We start from the raw sequence: 24,127 nt of genomic DNA on the forward strand, positions 1-24,127 counted from the left end.
CCAAACATCGAGTTCATACGGCATGCTGGACGGCGTGACCGAGACCGTGCCCACGACCGTGTCCCCGTCCGCTCCGTCGCGGAACACCGCTCCCGGCCGCGCTCCGCTGACGCATGTTCCGTTGTCGCGCACGCCGCTGCCCGGCTACGACCCGACGCTGCCGCCATGGGAGGGCTCCTGGGAGTGTGTCCCGGCCGGCCCGTCCGGACAGACCTGTGAGCTGCACGTACGCCGCACGCCCGGCGGCGACGGGCCTGCGGTGGTGTACGTGCACGGCCTGGGCGGCTCGTCGACGAACTGGACCGACCTGGCCGCCCAGCTCGCGCCGCATGCCACCGGCATAGCCGTGGATCTGCCCGGTTTCGGCTTCTCCCAACCCACCGACGGCTTCGGTTACGGACTCGAGGACCACGCCGACGTACTGGCGCGCTACCTGGAGAGCCTCGACGGACCCGTGCACCTGGTGGGCAACTCCATGGGCGGTGCGGTCGCGATGCTGGTCGCGGCACGCAGGCCGGAGGTGGTGCGCACGCTCACGCTCATCTCGCCCGCGATGCCGGATCGCAGGCCGGATCCGCGCCGGTTGTCCGATCCGAGGATGGCGCTGGCGTTCCTGCCGGTCGTGGGCAAGTCCGTGCGCCGCGCGTTGGCGCGGATGACGCCGGAGGAGCGGGCGATGCAGACGATCCGGCTCGTCTACGCCGACGCCGAACGGTTCCCGAAGCACCGCATCACCGAGCAGGCCGAGGAGTTCGCGGCCCGGTCGTCGTACGCGTGGGCGGCCTCGGCGATGGCACGCAGCACGTTCCAGATCTTCCGTACGTGGTTCGCGCAGGGGAACCGGTCGCTGTGGTCCGTCGCGCCGCGCATCACCGCGCCGACCCTCGTGGTGTGGGGCAGCGAGGACAAGGTGATCTCGGTGCGCAGGGCGAAACGCACCGCCGAGGTGATCCCGTCGGCCAGGCTGCTGATCCTGCCGCGCACCGGACACGTCGCGCAGATGGAACGTCCGGTGACGGTCGCCCGAGCCGTCCTCGGGATGTGGGAGTACGTCGACGACGGGCGCTGGTAGCCCGTACGGGTGAGGCCGGGCGCCGTTCGTGGGTCGGAACCGCGGAGGCCGGTCACGGGCGGCGAGCGCCACATCGCCGGATCCGGGGTGCCGTGCGGGCCGCGCGCGGTGTGGCAGTCTTGACGTGTGGACAGGGTGTCGCACGAACCTCGGCGAGACGGCTCGCGGACCGGTCAAGCCGGCCGCGACTCCGGCCGTGTTCGCTACGCCCGCACCCCGGGTTCGAGGCCGCTCGACGCGCGATACGGCCCTGGCGCCCGGCGTCCGGGTGAGCCGTTGCGTGCCTCGTGGCGGCCCCACGAGACCGGGTCGATGCCCTCGGTCGACGAACGCGACTCCCTCGGCGCCGACGCAGCCGACGGAACCGATGACGGCGGTCCCGGCGATCGGGCGGGTGGCCGGGGCGATTCCCAGGAATCCCCACGCCGGAAGAAGTCCGGTCTCGGCAAGCTGCTGGCCACCTACGGCTGGCGCGTGTACGCCATCCCGGTCCTGCTCGTGGTCACGGCCCTGGTCGTGGTCGACACGACGCAGAGCGGTTCCGGGGAGCCGAACTCGGGCGGGGCGGCCTCCGGCTCCCAGTCCGCCGATCCCGGCGGGCCCGGTGGGGTGAGCGAGATCCCCGCCAAGGCACAGGACCTCGACATCCCGACCGCAGAACTGCCCGACGGGCCCGACTACACGAAACGTGGCCAGGGCACGTGGCACATCGTGCCCGGCAGCAGCGACCTCGCCGGTGACCGCGGCCAGGAGTACTCCTACGCCGTCGACGTGGAGGACGGCATCGACCCGTCCAGCTTCGCGGGCGAGGACAGCTTCGCCTCGACGGTCGAGGGTGTGCTCTCCGACACCGAACGCGGCTGGGTCAGCACCGGCGAGGTGAAGCTGCGGCGCGTCGACGCGAGCGGACCCGAGGCCGACTTCCACGTGAGCCTCACCACTCCCGAGACCGCCAAGGAGATCTGCGGCGACGCGATTCCGTACCCGGTGTCGTGCTACCGCAGCGACATGGACCGCGTGGTGATCAACCTGGCGCGGTGGGTGCGGGGTGCCAAGGCGTTCAGCGCCGACCTGACGGGTTATCGCTACTACGCGGTGAACCACGAGGTCGGGCACGCCTTCGGCAACGGTCACGTGGGCTGTGAGCGGGAAGGTGGTGCGGCCCCCGTGATGATGCAGCAGACGTTCGGGGTGTCCAACGACTACGTCGCCAAGCTCAACGACACCGAGGGCGGCGACTACGGCACGGTGCCGGCCGACGGCAAGACGTGCCGTCCGAACGCGTACCCGAACCCGCAGGCTCAGTGAGGTGAGCCGGCACCGGCATGTCCACGATGTGGACGCCGGGAAGGTTCCGGTCGCCGGAGCGGTTATGAATGTACGGACCGCGACAAGCGCGATATGGAGGACGTGATGTCGACTGCGCTGCCGCCGCTCGTTGAGCCGGCTGCCGAGCTGACCAAGGAAGAGGTCGCCCGGTACAGCAGGCACCTGATCATCCCGGATGTCGGAATGGACGGGCAGAAGCGGCTGAAGAACGCCAAGGTGCTCGTGATCGGCGCGGGCGGGCTCGGCAGCCCTGCGCTGCTGTACCTCGCCGCGGCAGGGGTGGGCACGCTCGGCGTGATCGACTTCGACGTCGTGGACGAGTCGAACCTGCAGCGGCAGGTCATCCACGGTCAGTCGGACATCGACAAGCCGAAGGCCGTGTCGGCCAAGGAGTCCGTCGCGGAGGTCAACCCGTACGTCAACGTCGTGCTCCACCAGGAGCAGCTGACCAACGACAACGCGCTCGACGTCTTCGCCGGCTACGACCTGATCCTCGACGGCACCGACAACTTCGCGACGCGTTACCTGGTGAACGACGCCGCGGTGATCCTCGGCAAGCCGTACGTGTGGGGTTCGATCTTCCGGTTCGAGGGCCAGGTCAGCGTGTTCTGGGAGGACGCGCCGAACGGCAAGGGCCTGAACTACCGCGACCTGTACCCGGAGCCGCCGCCTCCCGGCATGGTTCCCTCGTGCGCCGAGGGTGGCGTGCTGGGCGTGCTGTGCGCGTCGATCGGCTCGATCATGGTCACCGAGGCGATCAAGCTCATCACGGGTATCGGTGAGCCGCTGCTCGGGCGTCTGATCAGCTACGACGCGCTCGAGATGAAGTACCGCGAGGTGAAGATCCGCAAGGATCCGGAGACGCCGAAGATCACCGAGCTGATCGACTACGAGTCGTTCTGCGGTGTCGTCTCCGACGAGGCCCAGCAGGCCGCGTCCGACAGCACGATCACTCCCGCCGAGCTCAAGGCGAAGTTCGACGCGGGGGAGAACTTCGAGCTGATCGACGTTCGTGAGCCGCACGAGTACGAGATCGTCAACATCAAGGGCGCCAAGCTCATCCCGAAGGACCGGATCCTGTCCGGCGAGGCGCTCGCCGAGCTGCCGCAGGACAAGCCGATCGTGCTGCACTGCAAGTCGGGCCAGCGCAGTGCCGAGGCGCTCGCCGCCCTGCACAAGGCCGGTTTTTCGAGTGCGACGCACCTCGGCGGCGGCGTTCTGGCATGGGCGAAGCAGATCGACACGAGCCTGCCTACATACTGATAGGTGACGGCCTCGGTTCGTCGAGCTTCACGAACGAGGCGTCGTCTGCGGTTGCCGGCTGAGACTTGCTCAGGCCATCTGGCCGGTTGCAGGGTGCGGCGAGGGCCCCGGATCGGAAGACCCCGATCCGGGGCCCTCGTCTTTTTACCGGCGGCTGTCTTTCCCAGCGGCCGGCTTTTCCGCTGGCGGCTCGGGTCGTGACCTGGGTGTGACTTCCGGGGCCCCTCACCCGGCCGTGGCGTGACAGCGGTAACGTCCGGAGTCGTGGTGCCTGAATCCGAACGTCCACCGGCGCATGTACGCGCGGCGTTCGGCCTCGGCGCGGCCGGCGAGTCCGACATCGAGCGGTTGCCGGGCGAGGCCGTGTGGCGGTACGGCGACGTCGTCCTCCGCCGGGTCGCCGACCGGACGCACGCCGTGTGGCTCGCGCGCACGTTCAGCGTCCTCGAAGTGCCGGAACTGCGTATCGCGCGTCCGCTGAACACCACCGACGGCCGGTGGGTGATCGGCGGGTGGGCCGCCAACCGGTTCGTCTCTGGGCGTCCGGAGAACCGTCCCGACGAGACGGTGCTGGCCGCGGTGAAGCTGCACCGCGCGACCGCGGACCTGCCGAAACCGGACTTCCTGCCCGGCAGGCAGGGCATCGCTGCGGACGCCGAACGGATGGCGTGGGGCGAACAGCCCGCCGAGATCGACGAGGCGGGCGGCGGGCGCTGGTTCGAGATCCTCGCGCCCGCCCGTAAACCGCTGGCCTCACCGGACCAGCTCGTGCACGCCGAACTGTTCGGCACGGTGCTGTTCGACGGCGACGCGGCGCCCGGGCTCATCGACTTCGTTCCCCACTTCCGCCCCGCGGAATGGGGCGCGGCGGTGGCCGCCATCGACGCGGTGGCCTGGGGCGGGGCCGACATGTCGCTGCTGGGCCGCTGGTCGCACCTGCCCGACTGGCCGCAGCTGTTGCTGAGGGCCACGCTCTACCGGCTCGCCTACCACGCACTCCACCCCGGCGCCCGCGACGTCGAGACGACGCGGCTCCGCGCGGCCGCCGCTCAGGTCAGCGAACTGCTCTGAGGGTTCTCACCGCCGGCACGAGCGAGGCCGGGAGCAACGTCAAACGCCGGAAACATCAGCGCATTTTCGGGTAACACGCACTTCCTACCGTCGGCGGCATCCGGCGAGTCGTAGGAGGTGCTCAGCGTTGACGCTGACCGACGTCACGGCCCCCGAGCAGCGGGCCGACAGCGGAACCGCGTCGCACTGTCCGTACTGCGCGCTGCAGTGCGGGATGTCGATCAGCGGCGCCGGTGCGGTCGCGCCCCGCGAGTTCCCCGCCAACGGCGGTGGCCTGTGCCAGAAGGGCTGGACCTCGGCCGCGCTGCTCGACTCGCCGGCACGGCTGACGACACCGCTGATCCGCACCGGCGGCGAATTGCGTGAGGCGAACTGGGACGACGCCCTCGACCTCGTGGCCGAGCGGATCACCGACCTGCAGGCCGCCCACGGCGCCGACTCCGTCGCGGTGTTCGGGGGAGGCGGGCTCACCAACGAGAAGAGCTACCTGCTCGGCAAGTTCGCCAGGGTGGCGCTGGGGACGTCGCAGATCGACTACAACGGCCGGTTCTGCATGTCGTCGGCGGCGGCCGCGGGAACGAAGGCCTTCGGCGTGGACCGCGGCATGCCGTTCCCGATGACGGACCTGGCGCAGGCCGACGTCGTCGTGCTCGTCGGTGCGAACCCCGCCGAGACGATGCCGCCGTTCCTGCGTCACCTGCGGGGCGCTGCGGCCAAGGGCGGGCTGGTCGTGGTGGATCCCCGGCGCAGCGCGACGGCGCAGCAGGCGAGCCTGCACCTGGCTCCCGCGCCGGGAACCGACCTCGCGCTGGCGTTGGGCGTGCTGCACGCGACGGTCGCCGAGGGGTTGCTCGACGACGACTACGTGACGCGGCGTACGGCCGGGTTCGACGACGCGTGGCGGGCGGCGGCCGCCTACTGGCCCGAGCACGTCGAGCGGATCACCGGAGTGGCCGCCGCGGACCAGCGCAGGCTGGCGCACCTGCTCGCGCGCGCCCGCAACGCGTACGTGCTCACCGCTCGTGGCGCGGAACAGCACGCCACCGGGGTCGACACGGTCAGCGCCTGGATCAACGTGGCACTGGCGCACGGACTGCCCGGCAGGCGGGGATCCGGGTACGGCTGTCTCACCGGGCAGGGCAACGGTCAGGGCGGGCGCGAACACGGTCAGAAGGCCGACCAGCTGCCCGGCTATCGGAAGCTGACTGACCCGGCGGCGCGCGAGCACGTGGCGCGCGTGTGGGGTGTGGACCCGGCCGACCTGCCCGGACCTGGACGGTCGGCCGCCGAACTGCTCGACGCGCTCGGCGAGCCCGGTGGGCCGCGGGCACTGCTGGTGTTCGGCAGCAACGTGGTCGTGTCGGCGCCGCGGTCGCGCAGGGTCGCCGACCGCCTGGGGTCGTTGGACCTGCTCGTGACCGCGGATCTGGTGCTGTCGGAGACCTCGGCGATGGCCGACGTCGTCCTGCCCGTGACCCAGTGGGCCGAGGAGGACGGCACGATGACCAATCTGGAGGGACGCGTTCTGTTGCGCCGCAAGGCGGTCGACCCGCCGGAGGGGGTGCGCAGCGACCTGGACGTGCTCGCCGGCCTGGCGCGGCGACTCGGCCAGCCGGAAGGTCGGTTCCCCGCGCACGCCGAGACGGTGTTCGGTGAACTTCGCGCCGCCTCGGCGGGTGGTCCCGCCGACTACGCGGGCGTCACCTACGACCGGCTGCGGGCGGGCGAGGCGTTGTACTGGCCGGTGCCGCACGTCGAGCACTCCGGAACGCCGCGGATGTTCCTCGACGCCTTCGCCCACGACGACGGCAGGGCGCGGTTCGTGTCCGTGGTCCACACCGGACCGGCCGAACGGCCCGACGAGACGTTCCCGCTGTACGCCACGACGGGCCGCGTGCTGCAGCACTACCAGTCCGGTGCCCAGACCAGGGCGGTGCCCGACCTCGTCGGCGCGGTGCCGGAGGCCTACGTCGAGGTGCACCCGGACACCGCGGCGCGCGCGGGGGTGCGTGAGGGCGAGCAGGCGGTGGTCGAATCACGCCGCGGCCGGGTCACGGCTCGCGTCCGCTGCAAGCCCACCCTGCGGCCCGACGTGGTGTTCGTTCCCTTTCACTTCCCCGGCGCGCAGCGGGCCAACCTCATCACCAACCCGGCACTCGATCCCACCAGTCGCATGCCCGAGTTCAAGGTGTGCGCCGCGCGCCTCGTCCCGGTAGTAGAGTCCGGAAAGGACGGTGCAGCGTGATGCCGCGCAGAGTGGTCGTGCTCGGGTACGGCATGGCGGGGGCCCGGCTCGCGGACGAGATCCGGCGCAGGGACCCCGACGGCGACCGGGTGGCGGTGACGGTCGTGGGTGCCGAGCCGCATGCGGCGTACAACCGGGTGCTGCTGTCGGCGGTCGTGGCCGGAACCATGAAGCCGGAGAGCGTGCGGTTGCACGACGAGGAGTGGGCCGAACGCAGGCACATCGACCTCCGCCTCGGCGTCGAGGCGCGCCGTATCGACCGTCCGAACCGGACCGTCGAGCTGTCGGACGGCGCGGTGGTTCCCTACGACGCGCTTGTCCTGGCCACCGGCAGCAGGCCGTGGGTGCCTCCGGTGGAGGGACTGGTTACCGAGGGCGGCGAACTCGCTGCAGGGGCGCTGGCCTTCCGCACGCTCGACGACTGCGACCGCATCCTCGCCGCGGCCGCCGTCGGGGCTCCGGTCGCCGTGCTCGGTGGTGGCCTGCTGGGATTGGAAGCCGCCCGCGGACTGGCCGGACGCGGCAATCCGGTGACGGTCGTCCACCCCGCCGACCATGTGATGGAACGCCAGCTCGACCGCGGCTCGGGACGGGTGCTGGCCAGGACGCTCGACGGCCTCGGCGTCGATCTGCGGCTCGGCAGGTCCGCCGCGAAGTACCTGCCGGGCGACGGGCTGAAACTCGACGACGGCAGCCACGTCGCGGCCGACCTGCTCGTGGTGTCGACGGGTGTGCGTGCGGAGTCCGCTCTCGCCGTGGCCGCGGGGCTCGAGGTGGATCGCGGGATCGTCGTCGACGACGCCCTGCGCACCAGCGACGGGCGCATCCACGCGCTCGGGGACTGCGCGCAACATCGCGGCGCACCGGGCGGGCTCGTCCAGCCCGCGTGGGAACAGGCCGCCGTGCTGGCCGATCTGCTCACCGGAACCGACACCGCCGCCCGCTACCGGGGGACCTCCGTGGTCACGAGGCTGAAGGCGACGGGGATCGACCTGGCCGCACTGGGTGACACGGCGACGGTGTCCGAGTCGGTGGACCGCGCCGACGACACCGAGGTCGTGTGCGTCGACGACCCCGCCCGCGGTCGGTACGCGAAGCTCGTGGTGCGCGACGAGAAGGTGGCGGGCGCGATCGTCCTCGGCGTGCCCGACGCGGCCGCCACCATCACGCAGCTCTACGACCGGGGCGTACCGGTGCCGGAGGACCGGCTCGGTCTGCTGCTGGGCCGCGCGCTGCCCGCCGCGACGACGCAGGCGGCAGGGCCGGCAGACCTGCCCGGTTCGGCGATCGTCTGCCGCTGCAACTCGGTCACCAAGGCCGGGATCATCGAGGCTCACCGCGCGGGAGCGTCCACAGCGGACGAGATCGCGCGCGTCACGCGGGCGAGCACCGGGTGCGGCGGCTGCCGTGACGCCGTGTGCGGGATCGCGGACTGGCTCGCCAGCACCGCGTGAGCCCCGAGCCGACCTGGGTCGGGTCTGACACGCCGGTCTCACAGCCACGGACCACCTGCGGTGAGCAGACCGTAGCGCCCACGCGATCCACGACGAGTCCCGCCGAAACCCGCCGGCCCTAGTTTCGGCGAAACACCGCAGGCCGACGGTCAGCTCAAGGAGGAATCCGATGTCCGCACCGACGCGATCCGGGAAACGCTGGATCGAGCACTGGGACCCCGACGACGAGACGTTCTGGGAGAACTCGGGAAGACGGATCGCCCGCCGCAACCTGTGGATCTCCATCTTCAGCGAGCACATCGGGTTCTCGATCTGGACACTGTGGTCGGTGCTCGTGCTGTTCATGGGCCCCGAGTACGGCCTGTCTGCCGCCGACAAGTTCCTGCTCGTGTCGACCCCGTCGTTGGTCGGTGCCTTCCTGCGCATTCCCTACACGCTGGCGGTGGCGAGGTTCGGTGGCCGCAACTGGACCGTGGTGAGCGCGGCACTGCTGCTGATCCCGACGATTCTCGCGGGCATCGTGATGCAGCCGGGCACGCCGTTGTGGGTGTTCCTGCTCGTCGCCGCGATCGGTGGCGTCGGCGGGGGCAATTTCGCCTCGTCGATGACGAACATCAACTCGTTCTTCCCCGAACGGCTCAAGGGCGCGGCGCTCGGACTCAACGCGGGCGGCGGAAACCTCGGCGTCGCGGCCATCCAGGTGGTCGGCCTCGTGGTCATCAGTACCGCCGGACCGAACGCGCCGCAGATCCTGTTCTTCCTCTACATTCCGCTGATCGTGGTCGCGGTGGCCTCCGCGGCGCTGTACATGGACAACCTCGCGGGCGTGAGCAGGGAGGGCAACGCGATGCGCGAGGTGTTGAAGGACCGCCACTCGTATGTGATGTCCTTTCTGTACATCGGCACGTTCGGTTCCTTCATCGGTTACAGCTTCGCGTTCGGTCTGGTGCTGCAGAACCAGTTCGACCGCACGCCCCTGCAAGCGGCGCAGGTGACGTTCGTCGGAGCGCTGCTGGGATCGGCGATCCGGCCGGTCGGCGGCTGGCTGGCCGACCGCATCAACGGCGCGTCGGTGACACTGTGGACGTTCCTCGGCATGGCGGCGGGCACCGTGGTGTGCATCGTGGCCTCGAACGCCGACTCGCTCGCGTTGTTCACGACCGGGTTCATCGCGCTGTTCGTGTTGTCGGGCATCGGCAACGGATCGACGTACAAGATGATCCCGGGCATCTTCCACCGGCAGGCGCTCGAGGCCATCGAGGCCGGAGAGCCGCGGCAGCAGGCGCTCGCGCACGCACGGCGACTGTCCGGCGCCCTCATCGGCGTGGCCGGTGCGGTCGGTGCCGTTGGCGGTCTGCTGATCAACCTGGCCTTCCGCGAGTCGTTCGCCGCGACCGGCGGCGGGGTGCCCGCGTTCGTCTCGTTCCTCGTCTTTTACGGCGTGTGCTTCGTCGTCACGTGGGCGGTGTACCTGCGCGGTGCCGGTGCGCGCGCGGCACGGGCGAAGAAGCAGGCCGCGCTGGCCGGCGCGGGCGCCTGACCCGCGGGTGAGCGGTCCCACACCGGCTCCCAGCTGCGGTGGGAGCTGTTGGTAACGCCACGGAAACAGCAGAGAAGCGTGCCGGATACGACGTCCGGTGAGCATGGCAGCAGTCCTTGTGGAGGGTGGCTCATGAGTCGAACGTTGGTGGTCGCCGGGCACGGCATGGTGGCCCACCGCCTCGTGGAGGCGTTGCGCAGTGACGACGTCGACGGGACGTGGCGGATCGTCGTGTTCGGCGAGGAGGCCAGGCCCGCCTACGACCGCGTGGCGTTGACGTCCTATGTGGATACCTGGGAGCCCGCCGAACTCGCCCTGCCCGGAGCGGGCTACGAGGGTGACGACCACGTCGAACTGGTGCTTGGCGATCCGGTGGCCACGATCGACCGCACCGCCAAGCGGGTCACGACGGCGAGCGGGCGGACGCAGTCCTACGACGCGCTCGTGCTGGCCACCGGTTCGCGGCCGTTCGTTCCTCCGGTGCGGGGCCGGGACCTGCCCGGTGTGTTCGTCTACCGCACGATCGAGGACCTCGACGCGATCCGCGCGGCCGTCGACGAGGCACGCGCGGGCAGGGGCAGACCCGCGGCCGCGGTCGTCGGCGGTGGGCTGCTCGGACTGGAGGCCGCGAAGGCGTTGCGCGACATGGGACTGTCGCCGCACGTGGTCGAGATGGCACCGCGGCTGATGCCGCTGCAGGTCGACGACGGCGGTGGGGCGTTGCTGAACCGGCTCGTCACCGACCTCGACGTGACGGTCCACACGGGAACGTCGACCGAGTCGATCGAACGCGACGGTGACCGGTTGCAGGCCAAGCTCGGCAACGGCACCGAACTCGACATCGACCTGCTCGTCTTCTCCGCGGGTGTGCGTCCCCGCGACGAGCTCGCCAGGGAGGCGGGCCTCGAGGTCGGCGAGCAGGGTGGGGTGCTCACCGACGCCGCGTGCCGCACCAGCGATCCGGACATCTTCGCCATCGGCGAGTGCGCCGCGCTCGAGGGGCGCGTGTACGGCCTGGTCGCGCCCGGCTACTCGATGGCCGAGGTGACAGCGGCGACCCTGCTGGGCGCGTCGGCCTCGTTCCCGGGTGCCGACACCTCGACGAAACTGAAGTTGATGGGCGTCGACGTCGCCAGCTTCGGGGACGCCCACGCGGCCACCGAGGGGGCGCTGGAGGTCGTCGTCAACGATGCGGTGGCCGGGTCGTACAAGAAACTGGTGGTCTCCGACGACGCGAGGACGCTGCTCGGCGGCGTGCTCGTCGGCGACGCGAGCGAGTACACGCTCCTGCGCCCGCTCGTCGGCAGCGAACTGCCCGGCGAGCCGGCCGCGCTGATCGGCCCCGCCGGGGGAGGCGACAGCGCGGTGGGCGTCGAGGCGCTGCCCGACGACGCCCAGATCTGCTCCTGCAACGCCGTGACGAAGGGGGCCATCAACAGCGCGATCGTCGAGGACGGCTGCGACAGCGTCGGCGCGATCAAGGGATGCACTCGTGCGGGTACGTCGTGCGGATCGTGCGTGCCGATGCTGGGCAAGCTGCTGTCGGCGTGCGGCGTCGAGCAGTCGAAGGCGCTGTGCGAGCACTTCCCGCAGTCGCGTGCCGAGCTGTTCGAGATCGTCCAGGCCACGCGCGTCACGACGTTCAGCGAGCTGATCATCAAACACGGCACGGGCACCGGCTGCGCGGTCTGTAAACCTGCGGTCGCCTCGATCCTCGCGAGCATCGGCAACGGGCACGTGCTGGCCGGCGAGCAGGCCACGTTGCAGGACACGAACGACCGGTTCCTGGCCAACATGCAGCGCAACGGCACGTACTCGGTGGTGCCGCGGGTGCCGGGCGGCGAGATCACGCCGGACAAACTGATCGTGCTCGGCGAGGTGGCCAAGGAGTTCGGTCTGTACACGAAGATCACCGGTGGGCAGCGCATCGACCTGTTTGGTGCCACCGTGGATCAGCTGCCGCGCATCTGGCGGCGGCTGGTCGACGCCGGCTTCGAGTCGGGGCACGCCTACGGCAAGGCGTTGCGCACCGTGAAGTCGTGCGTGGGGACCACGTGGTGCCGGTACGGCCAGCAGGACAGCGTCGGCCTGGCCGTCGAACTCGAGCTGCGGTACCGCGGGCTGCGTTCGCCGCACAAGCTCAAGTCCGGCGTGTCGGGCTGTCAGCGTGAATGCGCCGAGGCGCGGAGCAAGGACTTCGGCATCATCGCCACCGAGCACGGTTGGAACCTCTACGTGGGCGGCAACGGCGGCGCGGTGCCCCGGCACGCCGACCTGCTCGTGTCCGGAGTGGACACCACCGAGCTCATCCGGATCATCGACCGGTTCCTGATGTTCTACATCCGCACCGCCGACCGTCTGCAGCGCACAGCCGCGTGGCTGGACGAGCTGGAGGGCGGGCTCGACCACCTGCGAGCCGTGGTGGTCGACGACAGCCTCGGCATCTGCGCCGAGCTGGAGGCGGCCATGGCCGAGCACGTCGCCTCCTACCGGGACGAGTGGCGGGGTGTGCTGGAGGACCCGGAGAAGCTCGCGCGGTTCACCTCGTTCGTGAACGCGCCGGAGACGCCGGACCCGACGATCTCCTTCCGGACCGAACGTGAGCAGCCCGTGCCCGTGATGCTGGGCGTCCCGGAGGTGGCGAACCGATGACCGTACTGCCGCGCGAACAGACCGGCGAACAGACCGGCGAGGTGCTTGCCGGGTGGACCCCGGTGTGCCCGCAGGAGCGCGTTCCCCGCAACTTCGGGGTGGCGGCACTGCTCGCCGGGGGCGTTCAGGTGGCGATCTTCCGCACCGGCGACGACGAGTTCCACGGGCTGTCGAACGTCGACCCGTTCTCCGGCGCGGCGGTGCTCTCGCGCGGCATCGTCGGTGACGTCGGCGGAGTCCCCGTCGTGGCCTCGCCCGTCTACAAGCAGAACTTCGTCCTGGCCACGGGACGGTGCCTCGACGACGAATCCGTGTGCCTCGAGACCTATCCGGTGCGGGTCGTGGACGGCATGGTCGAGGTGGCGGTGCGATGACCGCGGTCCTGCCGCTCGCGGGCTACGCGGTCGGTATCACCGCCGCACGCCGGGCCGACGAGCTCGGCGCGTTACTGGTGCGCAAGGGCGCCACGGTGCGCTGTGGACCGGCGATCCGCATCGTGCCGCTGGCCGACGACTCCGAGTTGTATGCGGCCACGAGGCGTTTGCTCGACGAGCCGGTGGACGTCGTCGTCGCGACCACGGGCATCGGGTTCCGCGGGTGGGTCGAGGCGGCGGAGGGCTGGGGGATCGGTGACGAGCTGATCGACCGGCTCGGCGGGGCGAACCTGCTCACCCGTGGCCCGAAGGCGAAGGGTGCGGTGCGGGCCGCGGGACTGTCCGAGGTGTACTCGCCCGCATCGGAGAGCAACGCCGAACTGTTGCAGTACCTGCTCGACTCCGGTGTGGACGGACTGCGGATCGCGGTTCAGCTGCACGGCGAACCGCTTCCGTACTTCGTGGACTCGCTGCGCGCCGCGGGCGCCGACGTCGTGGAGATCCCGGTGTACCGGTGGGTCGGGCCCGCCGATCCGGGCCCGCTCGACCGGCTCATCGACGCCGTGCTCGACGGTGCGATCGACGCGATGCCGTTCACGAGCGCGCCCGCTGCGGCGAGCATGCTCGCGATGGCCTCGCGAACCGGGCGGCACGCGGGTCTGGTCGACGCGCTGAGCACGCGGGTGCTGGTGGCGTGCGTCGGCCCGATCACGGCCGGTCCGCTGGCCGCCGTGGGCATTCCGACCGTTCAGCCGAGGCGGGCCCGGATCGGTGCGCTGGCCCGCGAGGTGGCGGACACGTTGGTGGCGCGCTCGCCCCGGCTCGCGGCGGCGGGCAGGCAGATCGAGCTGCGCGGCCAGGCCGCTCTCGTCGACGGCGAGCTGCGCGAGGTCGCACCCGCGCCGATGGCGGTGCTACGGGCGCTGGCTCATCGGCCGGGCCACGTCGTGTCGCGCAAGGAACTGACGGCGGCTCTGCCCGGCGGGGGTGAGGAGCACGCCGTGGAGACGGCGATCGGCAGGCTTCGCACCTCGCTCGGGGAGGGAAAGCTGGTGCAGACGGTCGTCAAACGTGGTTATCGGCTGGCCGTCGCGGTGGGGGACGAGCCGTGATCGTGCTGGCCGCCCACGGCACGCGCGATCCCGCCGGGCCTGCGGTGATCGAGGAGCTCGCCGACCGGGTGCGGGCACGGGGCGAGTCGGTGACGGTCGCCTACGCCGACGTCCGCGAACCCGACGTCACGACCGTCCTTGACGGACTGGCCGCGCGGGACGGCGTCGGGGAACTCGTCGTCGTGCCGGCGTTCCTGGCCGCCGGATACCACGTGCGTGCCGACATCCCGGCGCAGATCGCGGCCAGCGCGCTGCCGCGCACCCCGATGACCGCGGCGTTCGGCCCGGCGCCGGAGCTGATCGACGTGCTCGTCGACCGGATGCGCCAGGCCGGGTACCGGACCGGCGATGCCGTGGTGCTGGGCGCCGCGGGATCGAGCGATCCGCGAGCGCTCGACGAGGTGTCGGCGGCGGCACGGGCTCTGGGCGCGCGACTGGGCGGTCCGGTGCGGATCGGGTACGCCGCGACCGCCGCGCCGAGTGTGGCCGACGCGGTGGCCGAGGCGCGCCGCGACGGCAGGCGGGTCGTCGTGGCGTCGTGGCTGCTCGCGCCGGGACTGTTCCAGCAGCGGCTGGAGGAGGCGGGAGCCGACGCCGTGTCCGCCCCGCTCGGCGCCCACCCCGCGGCGTCCGACCTCGTGCTGCGCCGATGCGCCGAAGCCAGGGCAGGGCGGTGGGATCGGAGCGCGGGTCGGGACCGGACGGTACGGCTGGCGGTGTGACCGCCGCGGTGACGATCCGCGCAGCGTCGGCCGGACTCGGTGCGCACGTGTCGAGGACGGTTCTCACTCGTCTGGCCACGGGTTGCGCACCGTCTGATCGATCAGATCGCGGTCGCGAGCCCACTCGGGGTCGGCCGTGCCGTCGAAGAGGTCCGCGACGTCGTCGTATGTCCGCCATCTGCGGGGGCCGTCGGTGGGCACCTGCTACGGCTGGAGCGGTTATCGTGGCCGTTCGCGGACAGCTGGCGAGAGCGAGGGTGCATGGCAGAGCTCGACGGCGTCACCATCGGCATCACGGCGGAACGGCGCTCCGGCGAGTTCATCGACGCGCTCGAACGGCGGGGCGCGACGGTGTGGCACGGGCCGACGTTGCACATCGTGCCCCTGGCCGACGACGACCGGCTGCGTGCGGCCACCGACGAGGTGATCGACCGCGGCGTCGACCTGGTCGCGATCACCACCGGCGCCGGGTTCCGCGGTTGGGCCGCGGCCGCCGACGACTGGGGCGTCTCCGAGGCGCTGCTCGAGACGTTGGCCGAGGCCCGCCTGTTCGTCCGCGGGCCCAAGGCGACCGGGGCGGTGCGCGGGCGCGGGTTGGCCGAGGAATGGTCGTCGCCGGAGGAGAGCAACCGCGAACTGTTCTCCCACGTGCTCGACCAGGGCGTCGAGGGGAAACGGGTCGCGGTGCAGCTGCACGGACAGGCGCTGCCGGAGTTCACCGATCCGCTGCGGGCCGCGGGGGCGTCGGTCGTCGAGGTGCAGCCGTACCGCTGGCAGTGGCCCTCCGACCTGGGCCCGGCACGTCGCCTCGTCGACGGCGTGATCGACGGGGAGGTCGACGCGCTGGCCTTCACGAGTGCCCCGGCGACCGCGAACCTGCTGCGCCTGGCCCGCGACGACGGCCGCGCCGAACCGTTGCTGCAGAAACTGGGCGACGACGTGCTGTGCGCGTGCGTCGGACCCGTGACCGCGGCACCACTGGTCGAAGCCGGGGTGCGGGTCGTCCAGCCGGAACGGCAGCGACTCGGTGCCCTCGTGAAACTGCTGGCCGCCGAACTCGGGAGAGGCTGAACAGCCGGGCTAGGCTGGGCAACCGGGCAGCGCTAGGCTAGGCAGTCGGGCCAGGCTGGGCAGCCGGGCGGAGCTGAGCGATCGTGGGCGTGGTGAACGCGCGCTTCGAACAAGAAAAACCCCGGGTAGCGCCGCGGCGCACTCAGCTCGTCGCCGCCGACTCGGCGAGGCTCTCCCTGCCGACCTCTTCCTCCGAGCGGCCCCTGCGCCAGTAGCCGGTGAACGAGATGGCGCGCTTGTCGACGCCGCGTTCGCGCACGAGGTGGCGGCGGGCGAACTTGACCATGTCGGCCTCGCCCGCGAGCCATGCGTACGGCGTGCCGTCCGGGAGCGTGGCGGCACGGACCTCGTCCAGTACCGCCTCGCCGTGGCCGCCGCGGCGCGTGACCCACCGGACGTCGACGTCGCCTGCGGCGCACCGCAGGTCGAGGCGATCATGCGGATCGCCGACCTCGATGAACACGCGGGCACAGGTGGAGGCGGGGAGGTGTTCGAGGATCGCGGCGATCGCGGGAATCGCCGACTCGTCGCCCACCAGCAGCTGCCACGTCGCGTGCTCGGGGACGGCGTAGATGCCGTGCGGCCCCATGAGTGCGACCTCGGCACCCGGCACGGCGCGGGTGGCCCACGTCGAGGCGGGCCCGCCGTCGGGGTGCAGCACGAAGTCGATGTCCAGCTCTCCGGCGTCCGGGCGGAACACGCGGACGGTGTAGGTGCGCATCGGGGGACGGACGTCGTCGGGCATGGCCAGGTAGGTGCGGTACCAGGACAGGACGTCGCCGTCGACGGGCGGCGGCATCTCCGGACGTGTGCGCCCCGCGTGCGGGAAGAAGACCTTCACGTACTGATCGGGTGCGCACGGGGTGAACCCGCGCAGGTCGTCACCGGTGAACGTGACGCGCACCAGGTGGGGCGTGAGCGGCCGGACCGCGGCGACCGTCAGCCTGCGATACGCGAGCCGCGGTTCCCGCCCGTTGTCGGCCCCGCGCGATTCCTGCGCGCGCTCCCGGGACGAGCGAACCCCGAGCTCCTGAACCTGCGTCTCCCGCACCACGGTCATTAGGCAAGGCTAACCGAATGCCGGGACGGGTGAACAGGGGTCGCGCGGAGTCGCCTGTGTCACGTGAGGTCGGGTCGGCCCGGCTGCCAGCGGTAGGTCCCGAGGTCGATCCTCTGCCCGTCGGCGAGAACGCCCTCGGCGCGCAGGAGCTCGAGTTGGCGATGCACCAGATGCGGAGCCGGGACACCGCTCGCCCGGAGCACGCGATGCCAGGGCAGATCGGCGCCGTCCTCCGACAGCACCCGCCCGACGAGGCGCGGGGTCGAGGCCCCCGCGACGGCTGCGACGTCTCCGTACGTGGCCACCGTGCCGCGCGGGATGCTCGCCACGACGTCGCGAATCCGTTCGTGCATCGCCTCGTCCATGGCGACCGAGCGTAGGCGGCCGCGACTCCGCCGCTCGCCGGACTCGCCGCCTTCGGGTACTCGCGGGGCCGTGCTCGCAGGCGTGTCGGGGGGACGTGGTTCCATCGGAGCGTGAGCGGCAGAAGCGGTCTGAACGCCCGGCTGGTGCGGACATCCGCGCCCGCCGCGCCCACGCGTGTCTGGGAGCCGGAAGCCGCGGAACTGATCGCCGCGCCGCGCGGATTCGTTCGCGTGCTCGGCGGTCCCGGCACCGGCAAGACGACGCTGTTGTCGACCCTCGCCGCCGAGCGCATCCGCGGCGGAGCCGATCCCGAGAACCTCCTGGTCCTCACGGCCTCCCGGCGCGCGGCGAGTGCGGTGCGCCGGGACATCACCCGCCGGATCGCCGAGCCGTCCGACTCTGCCAACGCAGCCGAGTCCACCGACTCTGCCGAGTCCACTGACGCCGACGTGAACCGCACGGTCCGGGAACCGGTGGTGCGGACCGTGCACTCCTACGCGTTCGCGGTGCTGCGCCTGCAGGCCAACCTCACCGGGCAGCCCGAACCCCGTCTGCTGTCCGGGCCCGAGCAGGACGTCGTGGTGCGCGAACTGCTCGCGGGCGACCTCGACCGCGGCGCTCCCGACTGGCCGGAACGACTCCGGCCCGCGCTCGGCGTCGCCGGGTTCGCCGAGGAACTGCGCGATCTCATCCTGCGGGCGGCCGAACGCGGACTCGGCCCGGAGGACCTGATCAAACTGGGCAGACACGAGGGCCGTGAGGAATGGGTCGCGGCCGGACGGTTCTGGCGGCAGTACGAAGAGGTCACGCTCCTGCACGGCTCGGGAGGCAACGCGCTCGGCACCCCCGGCGCGCCCGCGCTCGACGCGGCCGAACTCGTGTCCAGCGCGCTCGTCGAGTTGGAGGGCGACCCGGATCTGCTGCAACGCGAACAGCAACGCGTCCGCCATCTGCTCGTCGACGACGCCCAGCACCTCGACCCGTTGCAGATGCGCCTGGTGCGGCTGCTCGGCGGCACCGCAGACGACTTCGTGCTGGCGGGTGATCCGGACCAGTCCGTGTTCTCCTTCCGCGGTGCCGACCCGACCCTGCTGGCCGAGGCCGACGGCGGGGAGACCATCACGTTGACGCGCACGCACCGCATGGCGAGCGCCGTGCACGATGCCGTCGGGCGCGTCGCGCGCGGATTCGCGGGCTCGTCACGTTTCCGCGACACCGCGCCCGCCGTGAGTGGTGGGGCGGTGCACCCGAGGCTGTTCCCGACCCCGGCGGCGGAGGCGTCCTGGATCGCCGACCGGCTGCGCCGTGCCCACCTGCTCGACGAGGTTCCGTGGGAGGAGATGGCGGTCCTCGTGCGCTCGCCGACCCGGTCGATGCCGGTGTTGCAGCGCGCTCTCGCCGCGGCGGGCGTGCCCATCGCCTCGGCAGCCGAGGAGGTGCCGCTGGCGCGTCAGCCAGGGGTGCGGCCGCTGCTGGCGGTGCTGCGCCTGGCCGCCGAACCGGATGCGCTCGACGCCGACCTCGCCGAGATGTTGCTGTCCTCGCCGCTCGGTGGTGCGGATCCGCTGGCGCTGCGCAGGCTCCGGCGCGGCCTGCGCAGGCTCGAACTGGCCGCCGGTGGGGAACGCTCGAGTGACGAACTGCTCGTCGAGGCGTTGCGCGACGGCGATCTGCTCTCGGGGCTCGCCGATGTGGAGGCCCGGCCCGTCCGCAGGGTCGGCGGACTGCTCACCACCGCGCGCGAGGCGGCCGCGAGCGGCCTCGACGTGGAGAACGTGCTGTGGCGCGTGTGGCAGGCCAGTGGACTGGAGAAACGGCTGCTGCGCCAGATCGAACGCGGTGGTTCGCTCGCCGGGCAGGCCGACCGCGACCTCGACGCCGTGGTGGCACTGTTCGACGCAGCCGGTCGCTATGTCGACAGGCTGCCGAAGGCGAGCGTGGGCGGATTCGCCGAGTACCTGACGTCGCAGCACATCGCGGGCGACAGCCTGGCGCCGGTCGCCGCACGCGGGGGTGGCGTCTCGCTCCTGACCGCGCACGCCGCCGCCGGTCGGGAGTGGACGGTCGTGGCCGTCGCGGGTGCCCAGGAGGGCAGCTGGCCGGACCTGCGGCCGCGCGGCACGCTGCTCGGTGTGGAGCGACTCGTCGACCTGCTGTCCGGAGTGGACGACGACACCGTGTCGATCACCGCGCCGTTGCTGGCCGAGGAGCGCAGGCTGTTCTATGTGGCCGCCAGCAGGGCACGCTCGACGCTGCTCGTCACGGCGGTGCAGGGGGAGGACGAACAGCCCTCGCGGTTCGTCGAGGAGCTGCTGACCCACGGCGATGACGCCGCCGATGCGGGACCCGACGTGCGGATCTACCCGCGGGAGCGCTCGCTCGTGCTGTCCGAGCTGGTCGGCGAACTGCGCTCGGTGGTCTGCGACCTTGCCGAGGACCCGGACCGCAGGCGCAGGGCCACGACCCAGCTCGCGCGGTTGGCCCGCGCGGGCGTTCCGGGTGCGCACCCCGATCAGTGGTACGGAATCCACGACCCGAGCACCACCGAACCGCTGCGCAAGCCCGGTGATCCGGTGCGGGTGTCGCCGTCCACAGTGGAGATACTCGCGAAGTGTCCGCTGCGGTGGCTGATCGAACGCCACGGTGGCGCCGATCCCTCGCAGTTGGCCGCGGTGACGGGAACGCTCGTGCACGCACTCGCCCAGGCGGCGGCCGCCGGGGCCGAGACCGACGAGATCAGGTCCGAACTGGACCGTGCGTGGGCGAAGGTCGACGCGGGCGCTCCGTGGTTCTCGCGCAGGGAACGCAACCGCGTCGAGCAGATGGTGCAGAACTTCCTGACCTGGCTGCGGCAGAGCAGGCACGAACTGACCCAGCTCGCGGTCGAACAGGAGATGGCCGTCGAACTCCCGCTCGCCGATCCGGACGACGAGACGTCCGAGGAGACCGGAAACGCCACGGGAGAAACACCCGGCGGGGAGCTGCGGGTCACGCTGACGGGTCGGGTCGACCGATTGGAGGTCGACGGTCAGGGCAGGCCCGTGGTGGTCGACCTCAAGACGAGCAAGTCGCCGGTCAGCGCCAAGGACGCCGAACAGCATCCACAGTTGGCCGCCTACCAGCTCGCCGTTCTGCTCGGCGCGTTCGAACAGCACCTGGCGAAGTCGGACGGCGCGGGGCAGGCGCGCCAACCCGGCGGAGCGCGACTGGTGTACGTGGCGAAGTCGCACGCGAAGACGGGGGCGGGGCAGCGCGAGCAGCCGCCGCTCGACGACGACGGTCAGGTGCACTGGCTGCGGCTCGTCCGCGACGCGGCCAAGGCCACCGCGGGGCCGGCGTACGAGGCGAAGGAGAACGCCGACTGCGACCGCTGCCCCGCGCGGTCGTCGTGCCCGGCCCGTCCGGAGGGCAGGCAGGTGACGGGGCCGTGACGCAGTTGGTGAGTCCCGCCGAGGTCGCGCAGGCACTCGGGCTGCCCACGCCGACCGAGGAACAGGCCGCGGTGATCGCCGCGCCCGCCGAACCGTCGCTCGTCGTGGCCGGTGCGGGCGCGGGCAAGACCGAGACGATGGCGGCACGCGTGGTGTGGCTGGTGGCCAACGGTCTCGTGACCCCGGAACGCGTGCTGGGCCTGACGTTCACGCGCAAGGCGGCGCGTCAGCTGGCCGACCGCGTGCGCGCGCGACTGCGTGTGCTGGCCGGGTCGAACCTGCTGGACCGGATCGACCCGGGCGGGTCCCGGCGTGCGGCGGTGCTCGCGGGCGAACCGACCGTGCTGACCTATCACGCCTACGCCGGGCGGCTGCTCGGCGAACACGGGTTGCGCCTGCCGGTGCAACCCGGTGCACGGATGCTGTCGGAGACGGCGTCGTGGCAGCTCGCGCACCGGGTCGTGGCCACGTGGGACCACGACCTCGACACCGACCTCGTACCCCCGACGGTCACCCAACAGCTGCTCGGGCTGGCCGGCGAACTCGGCGAACACCTCGTCGATCCGGCCCGTCTCCGCGAGTACACCGAGTGGCTGTGCGGCCTCGTCGAGAACGCCCCGCGTGCCAAGGGACAACGGGCGAACCTGCCGGTCGACCTGGCCGACATCGTGCAGCGCCAGCGGTTCCGGCTGGCGCTGCTGCCGCTGGTCGAGGCCTACGAACAGCGCAAACGTGCCGAGGGGGCGCTCGACTTCGCCGACCAGATGTCGCTGGCCGCGCAGCTGGCCGAGGGGCATCCCGAGGTGGTCGCGGGGGAGCGGGAACGGTACGGGGCCGTCCTGCTCGACGAGTACCAGGACACCGGCCACGCACAACGGGTGCTGCTGCGGTCGTTGTTCGGCGGCACGGAATCGGCGCCGCTACCGGTCACGGCCGTGGGCGACCCGGCGCAGGCGATCTACGGCTGGCGCGGTGCGAGCGCGGCGAACCTTCCCCGCTTCACCACCGACTTTCCCCGCGCGAACCCCGGCACAGGCGAGCGGGAACCGGCTCGTGAGTACGGCATGCTCACGAGCTTCCGGAATCCGCCCGAGGTGCTGACCCTCGCGAACACGGTCGCCGAACCGTTGCGCGCAGGCGGACTCGGCGTGCAACAACTGCGGGCCAGGGACGGCGCCCCGACCGCCGACGTCCGTTGTGGACTGTTGCCCGACGTGCGCGGCGAACGCGCCTGGCTGGCCGACGAACTGGCCGCCGTCTGGTACGCCGAACGGGACGAGCACGGCACTCCGCCCACCGCGGCGGTGCTCGTGCGGCGCAGGGCGGACATGGCGCCGATCGCGGCCGAGCTGCGCGCCCGGGGCCTGCCGGTCGAGGTCGTCGGACTGGGCGGCCTCCTGGAGGAACCCGAGGTCGCCGACCTCGTCGCCACGCTGCGCGTGCTGGCCGAACCGCTGTCCGGTACGGCGGCGGCCCGGCTGCTGACCGGAGCGCGGTGGCGGCTCGCGGCCGCGGACCTCGGCGCGTTGTGGCGGCGTGCGGGCGAACTGTCCGCCGACGCCGACGAGATCGTCGCCGAACGGGCCGAACAGGCCGGCCTCATCGACGCCCTCGACGACCCGGGCGATGCCTCGCGCTACTCCGAGGAGGGCTACGCGCGGATCACCCGCCTCGCCAAGGAACTGGGCGCGTTGCGGGGACGGCTCGACCAGCCGCTGCCCGAACTGGTGGCCGACGTCGAACGCACGCTGCTGCTCGACGTCGAGGCGATGGCGAGGCCGGGCGGAGCGGGCCGCGCGCATCTCGACGCGTTCGCCGACGTCGTCACCGAGTACGCGGAGAACTCGCCCACGGGCACCCTGCTGTCGTTCGTCGACTACCTGGCCACCGCCGAGCACGCCGAGGACGGCCTTCCTCCCGGCGAGGTCGAGGTCGCCGCCGACCGGGTGCAGGTGCTGACCGTGCACTCGGCGAAGGGCCTCGAGTGGCAGGTCGTCGCCGTTCCCCATCTGGTCAAGGGGGTGTTCCCGGGGGATCGGCGGACGTCGTCGTGGCTGAAGACGGTCACCGATCTGCCCGCCGCGCTGCGCGGCGACAGCGCGGACCTGCCGGAACTGCGCCTGCACGGCGACGAGAACCGCAAGGAGATCCTCGAGGCCTGCAAGGAACACGAGGCGGCGTTCGCCGAGCGGCACGCCGAGGAGGAACGCAGGCTCTGCTACGTCGCGCTGACCCGCAGCGAACGGCATCTGCTCGTGTCGGCGCACTGGTGGGGCGAGAGCGGCGCGAAGCCCAAGGGGCCGTCGGACTTCTTCACCGAGGTCGTCGAGACGGTCGGCGGTGCGGACGGTGACGCTGCCGGCGAGGGAGCGACCGGCACGGACGGCGGTGCGGCGATCGGCACGGTGACGGCATGGGCTGAGCCGCCGGAGGAGGGCAGCGAGAACCCGCTCGTCGGGGAGGCCGTCGAACCCGTGTCGTGGCCGGCCGACCCGCTCGGGTCGCGCCGCGAGGCGGTCGACGCCGGTGCCGCAGCCGTGCTCGCCGAACTCGCGAAACCCGCCGAGCCTGCCGAATCCGATCGTTCCGGGCCGTCGGGCGACCAGCTCGCCCTGCCGCTCACCGCCGGGTCGGACGGCTCCACAGGGGAACAGGACGGCGAGCATGTCGACGACGATCCCGAGGGCTGGATCGCCGACACCGACGTACTGCTGGCCGAACGCGAGCGCGCGTCGGGGCGCACCGAGGACATTCCACTGCCCGGGCAGCTGTCGGTGAGCCAGCTGGTGGAACTCGCCGGCCGCCCGGCCGAGTTGGCGCGGCGACTGCGCAGGCCGTTGCCGTTCCCGCCGAACGCCTACGCCCGGCGCGGCACGGCGTTCCACGGCTGGCTCGAACGGCGGTTCGCGGGCGAGCGGCTGTTCGAGATCGACGAGCTGCCCGGAGCCGCCGACGTCGGCGAGGCGCCGGACGCCGAGTTGGAGGCGCTGCAGGAGGCGTTCGAACGCAGCGAATGGGCCCACCGCACGCCCTACGACGTGGAGGTGCCGTTCTCCACCGTGATCGACGGCATTACCGTGCGGGGCCGCATGGACGCCGTGTTCGCCGAGCCGGACGGTGGGTGGACGGTCGTCGACTGGAAGACCGGCGCGGTCCCGGACGACGGTGCGATGACGTCGCTGTCGGTGCAGCTCGCGGCGTACCGCCTGGCGTGGGCGGGGCTCACCGGGGCGCCGTTGGAGAAGGTGCGGGCGGCGTTCCACTACGTGCGCCACGACCACACGGCCCGACCCGTCGACCTGCTCGACGCCGCGGGTCTGCGGGCGTTGCTGCGATCGGTGGAATCGAGCGACTAGGGTTCCCCA

General features: G+C 71.8%; 17 protein-coding genes. 14 read left to right on the forward strand and 3 right to left on the reverse strand.

Translation table 11 applies throughout. The features are described 5' to 3' along the window. Positions 1 to 34: 34 nt before the first annotated feature. The 11 genes from IF64_RS0118125 (at position 35) to IF64_RS0118175 (ending at position 14,834) form a co-directional block, all read left to right on the forward strand. On the forward strand, positions 35 to 1,072 hold the full coding sequence (locus IF64_RS0118125; RefSeq protein ID WP_030533329.1) for an alpha/beta fold hydrolase: 1,038 nt from the start codon (positions 35 to 37) through the stop codon (positions 1,070 to 1,072). 312 nt (positions 1,073 to 1,384) lie between these two features. Next, a complete protein-coding gene (locus IF64_RS0118130) occupies positions 1,385 to 2,380 on the forward strand; it encodes a DUF3152 domain-containing protein (protein ID WP_084705944.1) in 996 nt (331 codons plus the stop codon). 105 nt (positions 2,381 to 2,485) lie between these two features. Further along, positions 2,486 to 3,664, forward strand: coding sequence for an adenylyltransferase/sulfurtransferase MoeZ (gene moeZ, locus IF64_RS0118135; protein WP_030533331.1), 1,179 nt, complete (start codon positions 2,486 to 2,488; stop codon positions 3,662 to 3,664). Positions 3,665 to 3,928: 264 nt separating this feature from the next. Continuing rightward, positions 3,929 to 4,735, forward strand: a complete 807-nt coding sequence (locus IF64_RS0118140; protein ID WP_030533332.1) for a TIGR02569 family protein — start codon at positions 3,929 to 3,931, stop codon at positions 4,733 to 4,735. 214 nt (positions 4,736 to 4,949) lie between these two features. Further along, on the forward strand, positions 4,950 to 6,980 hold the full coding sequence (locus IF64_RS0118145; protein WP_084705950.1) for a molybdopterin oxidoreductase family protein: 2,031 nt from the start codon (positions 4,950 to 4,952) through the stop codon (positions 6,978 to 6,980). Continuing rightward, the gene (locus tag IF64_RS0118150; RefSeq protein ID WP_036877062.1) at positions 6,980 to 8,434 is read left to right on the forward strand and encodes an FAD-dependent oxidoreductase; all 1,455 of its coding nucleotides are present in this window, start codon (positions 6,980 to 6,982) and stop codon (positions 8,432 to 8,434) included. Before IF64_RS0118145 ends, IF64_RS0118150 begins: the two co-directional genes overlap by 1 nt. 169 nt (positions 8,435 to 8,603) lie before the next feature. Further along, entirely contained in the window at positions 8,604 to 9,974 is a 1,371-nt protein-coding gene (locus tag IF64_RS0118155; protein ID WP_030533335.1) for a nitrate/nitrite transporter, read from the forward strand. 132 nt (positions 9,975 to 10,106) lie between these two features. After that, positions 10,107 to 12,626, forward strand: coding sequence for a nitrite reductase large subunit NirB (gene nirB, locus IF64_RS0118160; RefSeq protein WP_030533336.1), 2,520 nt, complete (start codon positions 10,107 to 10,109; stop codon positions 12,624 to 12,626). After that, positions 12,623 to 13,000 (forward strand): nitrite reductase small subunit NirD, encoded by a 378-nt coding sequence (gene nirD / locus IF64_RS0118165; RefSeq protein WP_051757961.1) that lies wholly within the window; start codon positions 12,623 to 12,625, stop codon positions 12,998 to 13,000. Before nirB ends, nirD begins: the two co-directional genes overlap by 4 nt. Beyond that, positions 12,997 to 14,112: a uroporphyrinogen-III synthase gene (locus IF64_RS0118170; protein ID WP_030533338.1), complete on the forward strand. Its 1,116-nt coding sequence runs from the start codon at positions 12,997 to 12,999 to the stop codon at positions 14,110 to 14,112. The genes nirD and IF64_RS0118170 overlap by 4 nt, the downstream gene beginning before the upstream one ends. Continuing rightward, complete coding sequence (locus IF64_RS0118175; protein ID WP_036877065.1) at positions 14,109 to 14,834, forward strand: sirohydrochlorin chelatase; 726 nt, start codon at positions 14,109 to 14,111, stop codon at positions 14,832 to 14,834. The genes IF64_RS0118170 and IF64_RS0118175 overlap by 4 nt, the downstream gene beginning before the upstream one ends. A 63-nt stretch (positions 14,835 to 14,897) precedes the next feature. On the opposite strand, the gene IF64_RS27225 is transcribed toward IF64_RS0118175, so the two are convergent. Continuing rightward, complete coding sequence (locus tag IF64_RS27225; RefSeq protein WP_157575525.1) at positions 14,898 to 15,035, reverse strand: hypothetical protein; 138 nt, start codon at positions 15,033 to 15,035, stop codon at positions 14,898 to 14,900. 60 nt (positions 15,036 to 15,095) lie between these two features. On the opposite strand from IF64_RS27225, the gene IF64_RS0118185 reads away from it, so the two are divergent. Then, entirely contained in the window at positions 15,096 to 15,905 is an 810-nt protein-coding gene (locus IF64_RS0118185) for a uroporphyrinogen-III synthase (protein ID WP_030533340.1), read from the forward strand. 142 nt (positions 15,906 to 16,047) lie between these two features. On the opposite strand, the gene IF64_RS0118190 is transcribed toward IF64_RS0118185, so the two are convergent. Both IF64_RS0118190 and IF64_RS0118195 read right to left on the reverse strand, forming a co-directional pair. Next, a complete protein-coding gene (locus tag IF64_RS0118190) occupies positions 16,048 to 16,965 on the reverse strand; it encodes a siderophore-interacting protein (RefSeq protein ID WP_084705945.1) in 918 nt (305 codons plus the stop codon). A gap of 59 nt (positions 16,966 to 17,024) precedes the next feature. Further along, positions 17,025 to 17,330, reverse strand: coding sequence for an MGMT family protein (locus IF64_RS0118195; protein WP_030533342.1), 306 nt, complete (start codon positions 17,328 to 17,330; stop codon positions 17,025 to 17,027). A 111-nt stretch (positions 17,331 to 17,441) separates the two neighbouring features. Between IF64_RS0118195 and IF64_RS0118200 the strand changes: the two genes are divergently transcribed. Both IF64_RS0118200 and IF64_RS0118205 read left to right on the forward strand, forming a co-directional pair. Then, complete coding sequence (locus IF64_RS0118200; protein WP_030533343.1) at positions 17,442 to 20,762, forward strand: ATP-dependent helicase; 3,321 nt, start codon at positions 17,442 to 17,444, stop codon at positions 20,760 to 20,762. Beyond that, on the forward strand, positions 20,759 to 24,118 hold the full coding sequence (locus tag IF64_RS0118205; RefSeq protein ID WP_030533344.1) for an ATP-dependent helicase: 3,360 nt from the start codon (positions 20,759 to 20,761) through the stop codon (positions 24,116 to 24,118). The genes IF64_RS0118200 and IF64_RS0118205 overlap by 4 nt, the downstream gene beginning before the upstream one ends. Positions 24,119 to 24,127: the final 9 nt, after the last annotated feature.

The sequence above is a fragment of the Prauserella rugosa genome, assembly GCF_000719975.1.
In the GTDB taxonomy this organism is placed as follows: domain Bacteria; phylum Actinomycetota; class Actinomycetes; order Mycobacteriales; family Pseudonocardiaceae; genus Prauserella; species Prauserella rugosa.

Bases quoted from the DNA above. Each gene is read 5' to 3' on its own strand.
- IF64_RS0118130 (WP_084705944.1), top strand. From the start codon at position 1,385: ATGCCCTCGGTCGACGAACGCGACTCCCTCGGCGCCGACGCAGCCGAC.
- moeZ (WP_030533331.1), top strand. From the start codon at position 2,486: ATGTCGACTGCGCTGCCGCCGCTCGTTGAGCCGGCTGCCGAGCTGACC.
- IF64_RS0118145 (WP_084705950.1), top strand. From the start codon at position 4,950: ATGTCGATCAGCGGCGCCGGTGCGGTCGCGCCCCGCGAGTTCCCCGCC.
- IF64_RS0118150 (WP_036877062.1), top strand. From the start codon at position 6,980: ATGCCGCGCAGAGTGGTCGTGCTCGGGTACGGCATGGCGGGGGCCCGG.
- IF64_RS0118155 (WP_030533335.1), top strand. From the start codon at position 8,604: ATGTCCGCACCGACGCGATCCGGGAAACGCTGGATCGAGCACTGGGAC.
- nirB (WP_030533336.1), top strand. From the start codon at position 10,107: ATGAGTCGAACGTTGGTGGTCGCCGGGCACGGCATGGTGGCCCACCGC.
- nirD (WP_051757961.1), top strand. From the start codon at position 12,623: ATGACCGTACTGCCGCGCGAACAGACCGGCGAACAGACCGGCGAGGTG.
- IF64_RS0118170 (WP_030533338.1), top strand. From the start codon at position 12,997: ATGACCGCGGTCCTGCCGCTCGCGGGCTACGCGGTCGGTATCACCGCC.
- IF64_RS0118185 (WP_030533340.1), top strand. From the start codon at position 15,096: ATGGCAGAGCTCGACGGCGTCACCATCGGCATCACGGCGGAACGGCGC.
- IF64_RS0118190 (WP_084705945.1), bottom strand. From the start codon at position 16,965: ATGACCGTGGTGCGGGAGACGCAGGTTCAGGAGCTCGGGGTTCGCTCG.
- IF64_RS0118195 (WP_030533342.1), bottom strand. From the start codon at position 17,330: ATGGACGAGGCGATGCACGAACGGATTCGCGACGTCGTGGCGAGCATC.